General features: G+C 57.4%; 13 protein-coding genes and 1 riboswitch. Of the genes, 4 read left to right on the forward strand and 9 right to left on the reverse strand.

The genetic code is table 11. The features are described 5' to 3' along the window. Positions 1-24 precede the first annotated feature (24 nt). Positions 25-1,947 (forward strand): copper resistance system multicopper oxidase, encoded by a 1,923-nt coding sequence (locus AS19_RS12080; RefSeq protein WP_011589633.1) that lies wholly within the window; start codon positions 25-27, stop codon positions 1,945-1,947. Further along, the gene (locus AS19_RS12085; RefSeq protein ID WP_011589634.1) at positions 1,944-2,678 is read left to right on the forward strand and encodes a copper resistance protein B; all 735 of its coding nucleotides are present in this window, start codon (positions 1,944-1,946) and stop codon (positions 2,676-2,678) included. The genes AS19_RS12080 and AS19_RS12085 overlap by 4 nt, the downstream gene beginning before the upstream one ends. Positions 2,679-2,869: 191 nt before the next feature. Here AS19_RS12085 and can read toward each other — a convergent pair whose 3' ends face one another. Together can and moaA are read right to left on the reverse strand one after the other, a co-directional pair. Further along, the gene (can, locus tag AS19_RS12090; RefSeq protein ID WP_011589635.1) at positions 2,870-3,514 is read right to left on the reverse strand and encodes a carbonate dehydratase; all 645 of its coding nucleotides are present in this window, start codon (positions 3,512-3,514) and stop codon (positions 2,870-2,872) included. Between the two features lie 56 nt (positions 3,515-3,570). After that, entirely contained in the window at positions 3,571-4,584 is a 1,014-nt protein-coding gene (moaA, locus tag AS19_RS12095) for a GTP 3',8-cyclase MoaA (RefSeq protein WP_046962130.1), read from the reverse strand. A gap of 203 nt (positions 4,585-4,787) precedes the next feature. Between moaA and AS19_RS12100 the strand changes: the two genes are divergently transcribed. Together AS19_RS12100 and murI are read left to right on the forward strand one after the other, a co-directional pair. After that, positions 4,788-5,276 (forward strand): peptidylprolyl isomerase, encoded by a 489-nt coding sequence (locus AS19_RS12100; protein ID WP_011589637.1) that lies wholly within the window; start codon positions 4,788-4,790, stop codon positions 5,274-5,276. A 111-nt stretch (positions 5,277-5,387) separates the two neighbouring features. Further along, positions 5,388-6,209: a glutamate racemase gene (gene murI / locus AS19_RS12105; protein WP_231483545.1), complete on the forward strand. Its 822-nt coding sequence runs from the start codon at positions 5,388-5,390 to the stop codon at positions 6,207-6,209. A 97-nt stretch (positions 6,210-6,306) separates the two neighbouring features. Here murI and AS19_RS12110 read toward each other — a convergent pair whose 3' ends face one another. From AS19_RS12110 to AS19_RS12140, 7 genes are all read right to left on the reverse strand, one after another. Beyond that, positions 6,307-7,752 (reverse strand): cobyric acid synthase, encoded by a 1,446-nt coding sequence (locus tag AS19_RS12110; RefSeq protein WP_011589639.1) that lies wholly within the window; start codon positions 7,750-7,752, stop codon positions 6,307-6,309. A 121-nt stretch (positions 7,753-7,873) separates the two neighbouring features. Then, on the reverse strand, positions 7,874-8,485 hold the full coding sequence (cobO, locus tag AS19_RS12115) for a cob(I)yrinic acid a,c-diamide adenosyltransferase (protein WP_046962131.1): 612 nt from the start codon (positions 8,483-8,485) through the stop codon (positions 7,874-7,876). Then, positions 8,478-9,842, reverse strand: a complete 1,365-nt coding sequence (locus AS19_RS12120; protein ID WP_231860844.1) for a cobyrinate a,c-diamide synthase — start codon at positions 9,840-9,842, stop codon at positions 8,478-8,480. The genes cobO and AS19_RS12120 overlap by 8 nt, the downstream gene beginning before the upstream one ends. A 56-nt stretch (positions 9,843-9,898) precedes the next feature. Next, positions 9,899-10,663, reverse strand: coding sequence for an ABC transporter ATP-binding protein (locus tag AS19_RS12125; protein ID WP_046962133.1), 765 nt, complete (start codon positions 10,661-10,663; stop codon positions 9,899-9,901). A gap of 52 nt (positions 10,664-10,715) precedes the next feature. Further along, a complete protein-coding gene (locus AS19_RS12130) occupies positions 10,716-11,687 on the reverse strand; it encodes an iron ABC transporter permease (protein ID WP_046962372.1) in 972 nt (323 codons plus the stop codon). Next, positions 11,683-12,564: a cobalamin-binding protein gene (locus tag AS19_RS12135; protein WP_046962134.1), complete on the reverse strand. Its 882-nt coding sequence runs from the start codon at positions 12,562-12,564 to the stop codon at positions 11,683-11,685. Before AS19_RS12135 ends, AS19_RS12130 begins: the two co-directional genes overlap by 5 nt. A 38-nt stretch (positions 12,565-12,602) precedes the next feature. After that, positions 12,603-14,453: a TonB-dependent receptor domain-containing protein gene (locus tag AS19_RS12140; RefSeq protein ID WP_011589645.1), complete on the reverse strand. Its 1,851-nt coding sequence runs from the start codon at positions 14,451-14,453 to the stop codon at positions 12,603-12,605. Positions 14,454-14,587: 134 nt separating this feature from the next. Then, positions 14,588-14,801, reverse strand: a riboswitch (cobalamin riboswitch). Positions 14,802-14,991: the final 190 nt, after the last annotated feature.

Raw genomic sequence — 14,991 nt, forward strand, 5'->3', positions numbered from 1 at the left:
TCTCAAACGAACAGGATTACGGAAATGAAAACACCATCGCAGATTTCTCTGCCACGGCGCCGTTTCGTGCAGGGCCTAGCACTGGGTGCCGCTGGCCTCGGCGTAGGTCTTAACGCCCGTCAGCTACTGGCCAGCCAGGGCCACACCGGTGCACCGGTTCTTACCGGCAACACCTTCCACCTCACGCTTGGCGGCGCCGATGTCAATATCACCGGCAAGGCTCGCCCGGCCACCACCATCAATGGCAGCATTCCCGGCCCTACCCTGCGCTGGAAAGAAGGCGACACCGTCACGATCAAAGTGACCAACCTGTTACCGGAAACCAGCTCCATTCACTGGCATGGCCTGCTACTTCCCTTCGAAATGGACGGCGTGCCGGGATTGTCTTTCGACGGTATCGCCCCCGGTGAAACCTTCACCTATTGCTTTCCGGTGAAGCAAAGTGGCACCTACTGGTATCACAGCCATTCCGGCTTTCAGGAGCAAACGGGAATTTATGGTTCCATCATTATTGATCCGCGCGAACCGGATCGGCACACGGTTGACCGAGACGAGGTGATTCTACTCTCCGATTGGAGCGATGAAGATCCTCACCATGTGTATGCCACGCTGAAAAAGCTCAGCCACTACTACAATTTCAATGAACGCACCGTGTTCGACACCCTGCGCGACTTTCGCAAAAAAGGTGTTATCGACACACTCAAAGACCGCCACATGTGGAACACCATGCGCATGAGCCAAAGCGACCTGGCGGATGTGACGGGTTATACCTACACCTACTTGATGAATGGCCAAAGCCCTGCCGACAACTGGACCTGCCAGTTCAAGCCCGGCGAACGTATCCGCCTGCGCTTTATCAACGCCAGTGCCATGACCTTCTTTGATATTCGCATCCCGGGCCTGGACATGACCGTGGTCGCCATGGACGGCCAACCGGTAAAACCGGTGGACTTCCATGAAGTCAGGCTAGGGGTAGCGGAAACCTTAGACGTAATCGTGGCGCCCCGAGCAGACCGGGCGTACACCCTATTCGCACAGAGCATCGACCGGAGTGGCTTCAGCCGCGGCACTTTGACCCCGGACCCCGCCATGACTGCCGCGGTCCCGAACATGGATGCACCGCCACCGTTAGGCCATACCGAAATGGGCATGGGCGCCATGGGTTCGCCGTCAATGAATGCAAAGGGAAGAGCCCACGGTGATATGCACCATGGCGATATGACCCACGCCGACATGAAGATGGACAGCATGGATCACCACACCATGGGCCACAGCGACACCAAGCCCGTGCCCTTTGCCGTTAACGACAACAACCCGGATTTACCGCCGCGCAACAGCGCCATCGAACATGCAGCCAGCGAATTCGGCCCCGGTGTCGACATGCGCGCCATGGCGCCGGGGGCGATGCTTAACGACCCAGGCATTGGCTTGCGCAACCGGGACTGGAAAGTGCTCACCTATGCAGATCTAGAAACCCTGAGCGACACGCCCAACAACACCCCTATCGACAGTCTTCATCCGGACCGGGAAATTGTATTGCACCTGACCGGTAACATGGACCGTTACATGTGGAGCTTTAACGGCATTAAATTTGCCGACTCCGTGCCCTTGACGCTGTTCCACCACGAGCGGGTGCGCATCACCCTGGTGAACGACACCATGATGACCCACCCCATCCACCTACACGGACTATGGAGTGACCTGGAACTGGGGGAAGGCAAACTGCTGCGCAAGCACACCATTACCGTCAAACCGGGCGAAAAACTCAGCTACCTAGTACGCGCTGATGCGCTCGGGCGTTGGGCCTATCATTGCCACCTTCTCTACCACATGGAGGCCGGCATGTTCCGCGAGGTTCGTGTGGTTGAAAACGCCCACCCGCCAGCGCCCAACGGCGACCACGCAATGCATGGGGCCCACCGCATGAACGGAGTGAAGCAACCATGAAAAAATCGCTCACTTTTCTTGCCAGTATCGTCATCCTTGCCACCGCCTCACCGGCCACGGCTATGAATAAAAAGGAACCACGCTTCACCCGCATAATCGTCGACCAGCTGGAAGCCCGCGATAGCGACGACGGCACCGTGATGGCCTGGGAAGCCAGCGCCTGGCATGGCGGCGACATCAACAAGCTATTCTTCTCCACAGAAGGAGAGCGATTGATGGTGCCGGAGCACGATGACGAAGACCCCAGCACCGAAAGCGCAGAGACCCGCCTGGCCTGGAACCACGCCTTCGCCCCCTTCTGGGACGGGCAATTAGGGGTACGCCGGGACTGGCAGCCGAACGACCCCAGTCGCGACTGGGTCAGCGTAGGAGTACAAGGCATTGCGCCGTATTGGTTCGAGGTCGATGCCAACCTGTTTGTAGGCGAAGACGGCCTAACCAACCTGCGCATAGAAGCGGAATACGAGCTGATGCTTACCCAGAGGCTGGTCCTGGTTCCCAACCTAGAGACCAACCTCTACGGCAAGGACGACGACAAACGGGGTATCGGTAACGGCCTGACGGATATCGAAGCAGGCCTGCGATTACGCTACGAAATTCGCCGAGAAATCGCACCGTATATCGGTGTGCATTGGGAAAAGTTATACGGCGACACCGCCGACATAGCGCAGGCCAATGGCGAGAAAACCGAACAGGGCATCATCGTCGCCGGGCTGCGCATCTGGTTCTGATATCGACAAGCTTACCGGCAAGCGAGCCTCGCAGAGCAAGCGACCGAAGGGGCAAATTTCAATCCTGGAATTTGCCCCTCTAACGTTTCGGGCAACCGCGACATCCTCCCTCTGGAAGGCAACGGCGACAGGTGCTCGGTAAAAAAACAGACGGGGAAACGTTCCAGTTTCCTATCGAGCTGTTTGTAGCTTTAGCCTGAACAGCTATCGTATTCTTCAGTTTCCAGAGTGCGCAGCTCGCTGTTGTCCTGAATCTGAATATCCAGATCCCGCAGATGGCCATCACCGATACCGTAAATCCAGCCGTGAATGGTCAACGCCTGATCACGGCGCCAAGCTTCCTGCACCACCGTGGTATTCGACACATTGATTACCTGCCGAGCAACGTTCAATTCGCACATCTTGTCCAAGCGTGCCTGGTCATCGAGCCCGGCCAGGTTCTTGCGATTACGCAAGTACAGTTCACGCACTTGGCGCAGCCAATTATCGATCAAGCCATGGGGCTCATCCTCCATGGAGGCCTTCACCCCACCACATCCATAATGGCCCACCACCATGATGTGTTTCACCTTTAAAACATCCACGGCGAACTGCAACACCGATAGCAGATTCAAATCCGTATGGTTAACCAGGTTAGCCACATTGCGATGAACGAATAGCTCACCGGGCATCATGCCCACCACTTCATTGGCAGGCACCCGGGAGTCCGCACAACCGATCCACAAATATTCAGGGTTCTGTTGCGCCCCCAGGGCTTTGAAAAACCCGGGGTGGCGCTCTTCGATTTCGTGGCGCCATTTTTCGTTGTTGGAAAACAAATCAGGTAGGGATTTCATCGTTCCTCGCTTTTTTGCGCATTCACTCTACAGGCAGCCCGCAACCTATCGGCGCGCTAGCCCCCTGTCATATTCATAAACCGTACCAACTGCTCACCCGGCTCCAGGCTGAAGTCGTGGCGCTCGGGCTTGATGGCCATGGCATCCACAATGGCTTCGCGAAGAGGAGTATCGTCATCCGGATAGGCGCGCAGCACCGCGCGTAAATCCACACTGTGCTCATGGCCTAGGCACAAAAGCATACGCCCCTCGGCCGTAATCCGCACTCGATTACACAAATGGCAAAAGTTTTGTGAGTGGGGTGAAATAAAGCCGATGCGACTGTTACTCCCGGGCGCTTGCCAGTAGCGTGACGGCCCTCCCGTTTTTTCTGCCAGCGGCACCAATTCAAGCCGTGCAGACAGCTGTTCACGCAGCTCCGCCGAGGACACAAAGGCCAGTTCCCGGTCGTGTTCGGTGATCTGCCCGAGAGGCATCTCCTCAATAAAGGAAATATCCAAGCCCCGCGCTAGAGCGAAATCTACCAGCGCCGGCACCTCGTCGTGATTACGGCCTCGCATGATCACGCTGTTGAGTTTGATGCGTTCAAAACCGGCGGCCCTGGCCGCATCGATTCCTGCCAGCACTTGAACCAAATTCCCGGTACGGGTAAGCGCCTTGAATCGCTCCGGATCCAGCGAATCCAGGCTGATATTCAGCCGATTGAGCCCGGCAGCCTTCAGGGCCACCGCGTGCCGAGTCAGCCCAGCCCCATTGGTGGTCATATTCAGTTCACGCAGGCCCTCGATGGCACCAATATCGCGCACCAAATGCGCCACATCACGGCGCACTAACGGCTCGCCGCCAGTTAACCGAATACGCTTGACCCCCAACCGCACTAGCACCCGGGCCAACCGACTCATCTCCTCCAGAGTCAGCACCTGAGCGCGGGGCACAAAGGTCATATCCTCCGCCATACAGTACACACAGCGAAAATCACAGCGGTCCGTCACCGACAGCCGCACATAATCAATGGCGCGCCCGAAGCGGTCCTGCAGGACTGGATTGTCGGTGGAAACATCAGCATTCATGCCGCTACTGTAGCAAATGCGGGGCCAACCTGGGCAAGCGACTCCTCCTAACGCCCGTCGGGCCAGGCTAGCTCCAGTTGGTCAGGCCCTTGCCGGTCTTGTTAGAATGTCCGCCGACCTGAATACAGAACGCGGTCAGGCCACTCAAGCGTCATGACCGACACGTTCCTTATTCCGAATTCATCTACCCCTAAAGGGTTTCCATGCAAATTTCTGAAAATGCCGTAGTGTCCATCCACTACACCCTGACCAACAACGCCGGTGAAACCATCGATTCTTCCATTGAGCGTGGCGAGCCCTTGGCGTACCTGCACGGCGCCGGCAACATCATTCCGGGCCTGGAAAATGCCCTGCTAGGCAAAGTCTCTGGCGACAAGCTGGATGTCACGGTTACTCCGGAAGAAGGCTACGGCGAGCGTCACGAGCAGCTGATTCAGCAGGTGCCGAAGACTGCCTTTGAAGGCAACGAAGACAACCTGCAGCCAGGTATGCAGTTCCAGGCGCAAACCGAAGCGGGCGATCGCGTTTTCACCATCACCGCCATTGATGGCGATGAAGTGACCGTCGATGGTAACCACCCACTGGCAGGTGAAACGCTGAACTTCGCCGTGGAAGTGACTGACGTACGCGAAGCGTCCGACGAAGAAAAAGAGCACGGCCACGTACACGGCCCGGAAGGTCACGATCACTGATCGCTGACGGCTCGCAGAAAAGAGGCTCCTACGGGAGCCTTTTTTTACCGCTCTACGGCGGCAACAGGTTGGCACTGCAGGCCTCCTACATCGTCCCGTCTTGGTATATCCTTGGCTCTTCGCTCCCACCCGAATATCCGTATGACCCACCCCGGCCCCATTGGCGTCTTCGACTCTGGCATCGGCGGCTTGTCCATCGCCCGCCGCATTCGCGAACTGCTGCCCCACGAAAACCTGCTCTATGTGGCGGACTCTGTTCATGCGCCCTACGGAGAAAAGGCCGAGCATTACATTCAGCAACGGGCAGATACGATTACCCGGTTTCTCATAGACAATAACGCGAAAGCCATCGTGGTGGCCTGCAATACCGCCACCGTCTCGGCTATTCGGCAGCTGCGTGCCGATTACACCCTGCCCATCATCGGCGTGGAACCAGGCATTAAACCCGCCGCCCTGAAAAGCAAAAGTGGCGTTATCGGGGTACTGGCCACCAGTCAGACCCTAAAAAGCGAGTCCTTCAACAATTTGAGCCGGCTATTCTCAGAAAGTGTATGTGTGGAAATCCAGCCCTGCCCCGGGCTGGTTGAACAAATTGAAGTGCTCGATTTGGACAGTGAAAAAACACAAGCACTGGTGGCCCGCTATGTGGCCCCACTGATTGAAAAAGGCGCAGATCATATTGTCCTGGGCTGTACGCATTATGCGTTTTTGGCACCGGTGATTCGTCGCATTGCTGGGGCGGGAATCCAGGTCGTTAACACCGACATAGCCGTGGCCCGAGAGACCCTTCGGCGCCTGCAAAACGCTAACCGCCTTTCTACCAGCGTGGCCCCCGGGCAAATGGCATTCTGGAGCAGTGCGGCCAACGAACTGGCGGATCAACAAATTAAACGCTTGTGGGACGGCAGCGTAACGATAAACACGATGCGCTAATCGGTGTATTGCTCGAATCTTTAGGCAACGAAACGTTACTGAAAAAATACAGGGCGCCCGGTTTGGCGCTGAGAAAAAGTCAGGCACGCTATTCGAGCTAGCTCCCCATGCATTGCTTTAACCGCGTCATATCCAAGTGTTCCTCCAGCATATCGGCCAGGCGATCCAGCTGTTGCTCTCGATGGACCGCATAATCCACACTGCGCTGGCTTTTCAGGCCCGCCCATTCGAGTATGGTATTGCAACTGTCGGGAACATCAAACAGGCCATGCAGGTAACACCCCATCACCCGCCCATCCTCGCTCATGGCGCCATCATCCCTACCCTCCAGAACCAGCATAGGATGCTTTAATGCTTCGCCCTGAGTAAGGCCATTGTGGATTTCATACCCGCGAATCAGGGTGTCAGCGGCAACAAAACGGCCTTCGACATTTCGTAGCTGTTTACCGGAAATCAATCGAGTGGTCATGGATAACCAGCCAAGCCCGGCACTACTTCCCGCATCACTTTCTAACCCCTCCGGGTCGTCGATGCGCTCTCCCAACATTTGAAAGCCACCACAAATGCCTAGCACTTTGCCGCCGTAACGCAGGTGCTTTTCGATCTGCTTGTCCCAGCCCTGCTGGCGCAGGAAAGCCAAATCCGCACGGGTAGCCTTGCTGCCCGGCAGAATGATCAGGTCTGCCGACGGCCAAGCCTCCCCCATCTTTACGAATTGCAAATTCACCTGCGGATGTAATCGCAGAGGGTCAAAGTCGTTGTGGTTACTCATACGCGGCAACAGAGGCACCACCACATTGAAAGCACCCACGTCATGCGCGCCCTGTTCATCCACCGCATCTTCCGCATCCAGAGTCAGGCCATGCAAATAAGGCAACACCCCAAACACTGGCTTGCCAGTACGCTCCTCCAACCAATCCAGCCCACCCTGCAATAAAGACAGGTCGCCACGAAAACGATTAATCACAAACCCCAGGGTTCGTTTTTGTTCACTTTCAGACAGTAAATCCAGGGTACCGGTAAGATGCGCAAAGACACCGCCGCGATCAATATCCGCCACCACAATCACCGGGCAGTCCACCCTTTCGGCAAACCCCATGTTAGCGATGTCGTTATCTCGCAGATTAATCTCCGCCGGGCTGCCAGCGCCTTCAGCGATGATCACATCAAACCGGGAAGACAAGTCCTGCCAGGCCGCCAGCACCGCCTCACTGGCGGTGTTCTTGTAGGCGTGATAATCCAGTGCCTGCATATTGCCCAACACCTTGCCACGAATAATAACCTGGGCGCCCATATCCGTTTGTGGCTTAAGTAATACAGGGTTCATGTCACTGTGCGGCGCTACCCCGCAAGCCAACGCCTGCAATGCGGTAGAACGACCAATCTCACCCCCATCCACGGTCACAGCACTGTTCAGTGCCATGTTCTGCGGTTTAAACGGCGCCACCGAATATCCACGCCGGGCAAACCAGCGGCACAACGCTGCGACCACCGTGCTCTTTCCCGCATCCGATGTGCAGCCTTGCACCATCAGAGTCGCCACGGAGAAAACCTTACCTTGAACGTTACAATCTCAAACTTGAAGCGCAACCCAGCACCTACAGTGACCTTGCCGGCCCACTCGCCCCGTATTTTTTCCGAACATTTGAACGTCAAAAGGCCCTTCACAGCTCGACGCCCTTCTGCGCTCGAACCCCTAAATCCTTAAACGCATGCTTCACCACTTTCATTTCCGTAACGGTATCGGCGAGTTCGATTAATTGTTTGGGAGCATAGCGACCGGTGACAATGGCGTGCTGCATGGCCGGGCGGTTTTGCAGGTCGTCCAGCACCCGGTCTAAATCCAGGTACTCGTAACGAAGAGCAATATTGAGCTCATCGAGTAACACCATGTGATAGCTGTCGTCGTGCAGCATGGCACGGGCAATCTCCCACGCAGCACCGGCTGCCGCCACGTCCCGCTCGCGGTCCTGGGTATCCCAGGTATAGCCTTCCCCCATCACGTGGTAATCCACGTTCGGCTGATCACGGAAAAAGGCGTCTTCTCCGGTACTGAACGCCCCTTTAATAAACTGCACCACGCCCACTTTCATGCCATGGCCCAATGCTCTGGCCAGCATGCCAAAACCGGAACTGCTTTTTCCTTTGCCCGGCCCGGTGAGCACCAGAAGAATGCCCTGATCCTTATCCGCGCGAGCAATCCGTTGCTGCATGATTTCCTGTTTCTTTGCCATGCGGTAAGCATGGCGCTCTGGGGTTTTCGCATCATCACGCATGGTCGTGTCCTGTTAGAGAAGGGGCATTGTGATCAGGGGAAAGTGTGTCGGTGCGGAATTGTCCGCTAAAAATATCCGCCACAACCTGCGGAGCCGAAGGGAAATAGCCATGAAAGAAACTCGCCACCAGGCCCTTGTCCTGATAAACCGCTTCGCCTTCTGTACCTGTTTGCTTGCGGCTAAAAATGGCCGGCGTCAGTGGCGTGGACAAACTGCCGTGGTGGAAAGTATGCCCGCGAAGTTCACCTCGCGGCGTTACCAGCGCCTGCATTCCCAGCCCGTGCCGTTTCTTGGTCAAAAACGCTTCACCCGGCAATAGCCCGAAACCGGCATGGCGCTTTTCATCACCGTCTACCAACGTTGCCATACAACTCATTAACCCACCGCACTCCGCCAGGATCGGTTTGCCCGCATGGTGATGATCTCGAATGGCCTCACCCATGGCCGTATTCATAGCCAGCGTTTCACCGTGCAGTTCCGGGTAACCGCCCGGTAGCCATAGCGCGTCCACCTCGGGCAATGTCGTGTCTTGCAACGGGGAAAAGAACGTCAGCGGGGCTCCCAGCTCACGAAGCAAATCAAGATTGGCAGGGTAAATAAACGCGAAAGCCGCATCCCGAGCGATACCAATGCGACACCCCTTCAGCAAAGCAGGCAATGGCGCAGGCGCGGCGGCGGAAAAACTCACCACGTGTGGAAGTCGATCCAAGCCCGCGTCTTGCAACACCGCCGCCGCCTCATCCAAAAGCATATCCAGATCCGCCAACTCATTCGCTTGCACCAGCCCAAGGTGCCGTTCGGGTAATGTCATGGCCGCGTGCCGTGGTACCGAGCCCAGCAAGGTCATACCCGCAGGCATCCCTTCACGTACCAAGTCACCATGACGCTGGCTCGCCACCCGGTTGGCAATAACCTCATTCACCACTAGGTCATCGCGGTAACTGGCCAGCCCCAAAGCGATCGCACCGAAGGTTTGCGCCATGCCCCAGGAATCAATCACTGGCAACGCCGGGATACCTGCCAACACCGCCAAATCAGCACTGGAGGGAGTGCCATCGAATAGCCCCATGGCGCCTTCTACCAGAATCAAATCCGCCTCTTCTGCAGCCTGGGCCAGGCGCCAACGGCACTCCTCCTCACCGGTCATCCACGGTTGTAGCTGGTAAACCGGCGCACCGCTGGCCTGTTCCAGAATCATGGGATCCAGATAGTCCGGCCCGAACTTAAACACACGAACCCGACGCCCCGCATTGCGGTGCAACCTGGCCAGTGCGGCGGTAATCAGTGATTTTCCCTGACCGGACCCCGGCGCGCTAATCAGCGCTGCCGGCACCGAGGCATTAAATAAGGTTGTCATCGGGTGGCTCATTCTCGTTTATTTTCCTCGCTCGTAAGGCGTTATCCAGAGGCGGCCTAACCCGGCACAAAGACCGGCGCACCATTCACGTGAGCCACCACCAGTTTCTGGTCGTAAAGACGCTCCAGAGCCTCCGGCACCAGCATCGCTTCCGCCGGGCCAGAACAGCACTCACCGTCCGGATAGAGCAGCAGTAAATGATCACACCAACGGGCCGCAAGGTTCAGATCGTGCAGGCACATAAACACCGCAGCACCGTTATCTGCCTGTTGATTGAGCAACGCCATGACGGCCACTTGATGATGCAAGTCCAGATGATTCGTTGGTTCATCCGCCAGCCAAATCGTCGGCTGTTGGGTGAGCGCCGTGGCAATGGAAACCCGCTGACGCTCGCCGCCGGATAAGGTGCTCACCAGCCGATCCTCGAGTAGCGACAACGACACCGCCGACAAGGCCTCATGGGCCAGGCGGATATCCTCGGCGCTCTCCCGCTGCCAGGCAGACAGAAAAGGGTGGCGGCCAATCAATACCGTTTCCATCACCGTGGCGGGAAAGCTGTCTTGACGCTCTTGGAACACGACAGCCAGCTGCCGAGCTACCTCCCGGCGCGACAGATGAGTTAACGGTGTGCCATTGAGAACCACCCGGCCGCGTCGGGGGACGCGCAACCCGGCCAGGGTATGCAGCAGTGTCGTTTTACCCGCTCCGTTCGGCCCCAGCACCCCCCAACGCTGGCCGGATTTCACCTGCAGACTAAGCGGATCACCATCCCCGCGACCGGGGATGTCGATAACCAGATGTTCAATGTCCAGCACCGCCATGGCGCTCTCCGTTTCGGTGACACAGGTTCCGGGCGATGCCGTCCCCAATCAATCAGCGATTGCGATGCAACAAGAACAGGAAAGTGGGCACCCCCAATAGGGCCGTAATTACCCCCACAGGCAGCTGCTCAGGAGCCATCACCGTGCGCGCCAGAGTATCGGCCACGGTCAGCAAGGTACCCCCCGCCAAAACACTGGCGGGCAAGATAATGCGCTGATCATTACCCAACTGTAGCCGCAGCATATGCGGCACAATCAGACCGACAAACCCCACACTCCCGGCCGTGGTCACCGCCACCGCCGTCAACAGACTGGCCAAGACATACACCAGCCACTCCAACGGCTTCACCGCAATACCCAAGGCCGCGGCCTGTAACGGCCCCCTCGCCAACACATTCAGGCTACGCCCCAGTGGCAGGGTCAGCAGCACCGCGAGAATCATCACTAACCAGGCGGCGTAAGGAGCGCGGGCGTAGCTCAAGTCTCCCATTAACCAATACAGCATGCCCGGCAACCGATCCGCAGGGCTCATGGTCAACATAAAGGTAATTACCGCGCCCCAACCGGCGGCCACCACAACGCCCGTCAGCAACAGTCTGGTCGGGGTCCAGCCGCCCCCGCCTTGCGCCAAACCAAACACCAACAAGGTAGATAGCAAAGCACCGGCAAACGCCGAGCCGGACACTAACGCCAAGCCGCCACCAATCAACATGGCACCCAGCGCGCCCACCGCAGCCCCCCCGGAAATACCCAGCACATAGGGGTCCGCCAGCGGATTACGCAACAACACCTGCATCAGCGCCCCGGCCAGGGCCAGCAGCCCCCCCGTGGAGAACGCCGCCAGCGCACGGGGCGCGCGCAACGACATAATCAGTTCCCGATGCAGGTCACTACCGCCACCGCTCGCCACAGCCCACAGATCCTGCAGTGAAATCGATACACTGCCCACCGCCACCGACAGTAATAACGCCAACAGCCCCAGGGCCGTCAGCGCCAATAAGGTAGCAAGCGTCGGCGACTTAATGGCGAGCACGGGCACTTTCCAAATGCCGACACAGGGCGCGGGCACCGATCAGCATTTGCGGGGTAGGCCGCTGCAATGTGGACGGCGCAACAAAAAACAAATTATCGTTTTTTACCGCCCGTAAGCTGGCAAACTGCCGCCACGGCGCCAGCCAGCCCGGATCATCTTCACCCATCCCCCCCGCAACAATGGCCTGTGGATTTTTCTCCAACACGGACTCCTGACTGATGCGCGGAGTCAGCGTGGGAAGGTCAGCGAAGACATTTTCCCCACCACACAGCTGAATCGCTTCACTGATCAAGTGCTTGCCATTTACCGTCATTAGCGGCTCTTTCCATACCTGATAAAACACACTGACTTTCGCTGCATCGGCATAACGTTCACGCAGGGCATCGATGCCCGATCGAAAAGCCTCCGCCGCACCCAGCCCTACCGACTGAGTGCCGGCCAGCCTGGCAAAACGCTCCAGCGAAGTGCTCACATCCTCAAACCGGCGCGGCTCGCTGTAATACACCGGCAGCCCCAAGGCTTGCAGGCGTTCCACCTGAGGTAACGGGTTGCCACTATGCCACGCGACAATCAGGTCCGGTTTTAGCGACAAAACGGCCTCTAAATCCAGACGTTTATAACTGCCCACCCGCGGTAATTTTTTCGCCGCAGGCGGGTAATCACTGAAGTTCACCGCGCCGACCATCTGCCCACCGGCCCCTGCCGCAAACAGCAATTCGGTGGCGCCGGGAGAGAGGGCAATAATGCGGCTGGCCGGTTTTTCCAAACACACCTCACGCTGGATATCGTCGGTGACACACACCGCCGCCATGGCCGTATCAAACATGGCCAACAACGTCAGCAACAACCCCCAGCGTAAAACGCGCATTCACTCACTCCATCTCATCTCGCAGCGCTATTCTTGCTCTACCTATCGTAGCGCAGGCTCAACATTACCGAACGCCCTGCGTTCATATAGTTCCAACCAGCAAAGTTCTGCGCCGTGGCGTACTCCTTGTCGAGCACGTTTTTCACCGCCAGGCGTGTGGACCAGTTCCGTGCGAAATTCCAGCCGACGCGCAAATCCAGCAAACCGAACCCAGACAGCCGCACGTCGTTTTGCGCATCGTTATAACGGTGCCCTTGCAAAACCACACTGCCTCCTAGGGAAACGTTCCCCATGGCTCGGTCCAGATCAAAACGGAAGCTACGCTTTGACTGACGCTGAAGCACCAACCCCGTATCCCGATCTTCTGGATCCTGAGCCGTAAAGGCCGCACCAGCGCGCCACTGGTTTATCTCAACACCGGTAGCCAGTTCGACACCCCGAATGCGCGCCCGGTTCACATTGAACGGCGCATAACGCCCACCCTGCAAGGCATAGGCAATCAGGTCATCCACATCGGTCTGGTAGGCGGCAATATCCCAGTACCAACGCTGATACTGGCCCCTCACCCCGAGCTCGGTGCTGGCGGAACTTTCCGGGTCCAGCTGGTCATTACCAAAGCCGGGGAAGTACAAATCATTAAAGGTCGGCGCACGGAAAGCGGTGCCATAGCTGGCCCGTAACCGGTGATGGTTATCGAGCTTGTAGCCCAACGCCAGTCCGCCAGTGGTTTCACTGCCATAGGCTTCGTTGTCGTCGTAACGGCCACTGGCCTGCACATCGAAGGCACCAAAGTTTAATAACAGCTGGGCAAAACCGGCGCTATTGTCACGCTCGTCTTCCAAATACAGCGTGGTGCTGTCCACTAGGTCTTGCAGGTAATCGGCACCCACCACTAGCTGGTGATCCCCCAAAGCAAACACATTCTGCCAGTTAGCCGCACGGCTACGGGTGTTAAAAATGCTGTCTCGGTTGCCGTCGGTGAAGTTCTCGTTCTCGTCGCGGGAATCGCTAAGAATAAGTTTGCTCAACCAACGTTCCGTCACCCACAACTGCCCTTTCACACCCGCAGTCTGCATGGCGTAGTCGGTCACTTTTTTCTGCGAAGGCGAGCTGCCTTCAAACTCGGTGCTGCCGGCTGCCCGAAAACCGAACACGCCGATTTCCGCATCGTTATCGAAGCGATGCGTTACCCGAGCCACCGCCGATGTGTTGTCGTAGCCACGATCATCACTGCCTTCACGAATTTCTGTGCCATCGGTATCAAAGCGGTCCACCGCCAAGTTATAGCGCGTACCGTCCTGCTCCCCCTGCGCGCCCGCTGCCACCCGGCGGCTATTAAACGAACCCGCTCCCAGCTCCACCCAGCCGGTTTGTTCATTGCTGAGATCCCGAGCCCCAGGTGTAAAAACCTGCACCACGCCACCCACAGCATCCGCGCCATACAAACTGCCACGGGGGCCACGCACAATTTCAATACGGTCAATCAAGGTGGGAGGCAGGAACTGCCAAGACGGGCTGCCGCCGGTTGCCGAACGCAGGCGCACACCATCAACCATTAACAACGTTGAGCTACTGCCCGTACCCCGCAAATAAACACTGGTGGCCTTACCGAAGGCACCATTACCGGTGATATCCACGCCGGGCTGGCCTCTTAGCATCTCGGTAATATCCTGGGGCTGACGCTCGCGTAATTGCTTCTCATCGAGCACCGTTACCGAGGCCAATGACGCCTCTGTAGTACGGCTGGCCAGCGTAGGCGTGACGACCACGGGATCGAGCATAGAAACGCGCAGAACAGCAGCATCAAGCGGTGAAGATTCCGCGTAGGCAAGCAAGGGCCACGCACACAAAGACATCGCAGCACACGCTGCAATGGGACGAAATACCATCGAGAGATCCCCCTCTGCCGTGCCCACCCGCACGGCCTGAATTTAGCCGCAGCAGAACAAGCACAGGGAGACAGGCGCAATCGCGCCAACACACCCCGCCATCGCCCACCGCAACGCCTGGTTGAAAGCCCTAAGAAGCTTCCTTACCTTTTGGCCGGTCTCCGGGCTAATGAGCGAGGCTTAGCCTCTCGACAGTCGCCTTCCCATGCAAAAGCACAGTGGCATTTCGACTATCGTTTACTCAATCACCGTTGCGGGGGCAGCGCCGGATTAGAGCCAAGGCTCTCACCGGCTTCCCGTTTAACCCGCCCTGTGTTCAGGGTGGGCACCGAAAGGTGGCGCGAAATTACCAATGGCAGCAGGCTTTAGCAAATAAATTCAACTCCTTATGAATTTTACTCAAGGAAAGTTGAGCACAGCTCTCGTTGAGTCAACCAGCGCTAATACTCAAGTCTGTGGCGATATGCCACATTCCAGCCAGCCGGCGATCTAAAGATAATCCCCCACCTACAGCGCAGACCTTGTCGCGTGCTTTGTT

The sequence above is a fragment of the Alcanivorax sp. NBRC 101098 genome (assembly GCF_001010505.1).
Lineage (GTDB): Bacteria > Pseudomonadota > Gammaproteobacteria > Pseudomonadales > Alcanivoracaceae > Alcanivorax > Alcanivorax borkumensis.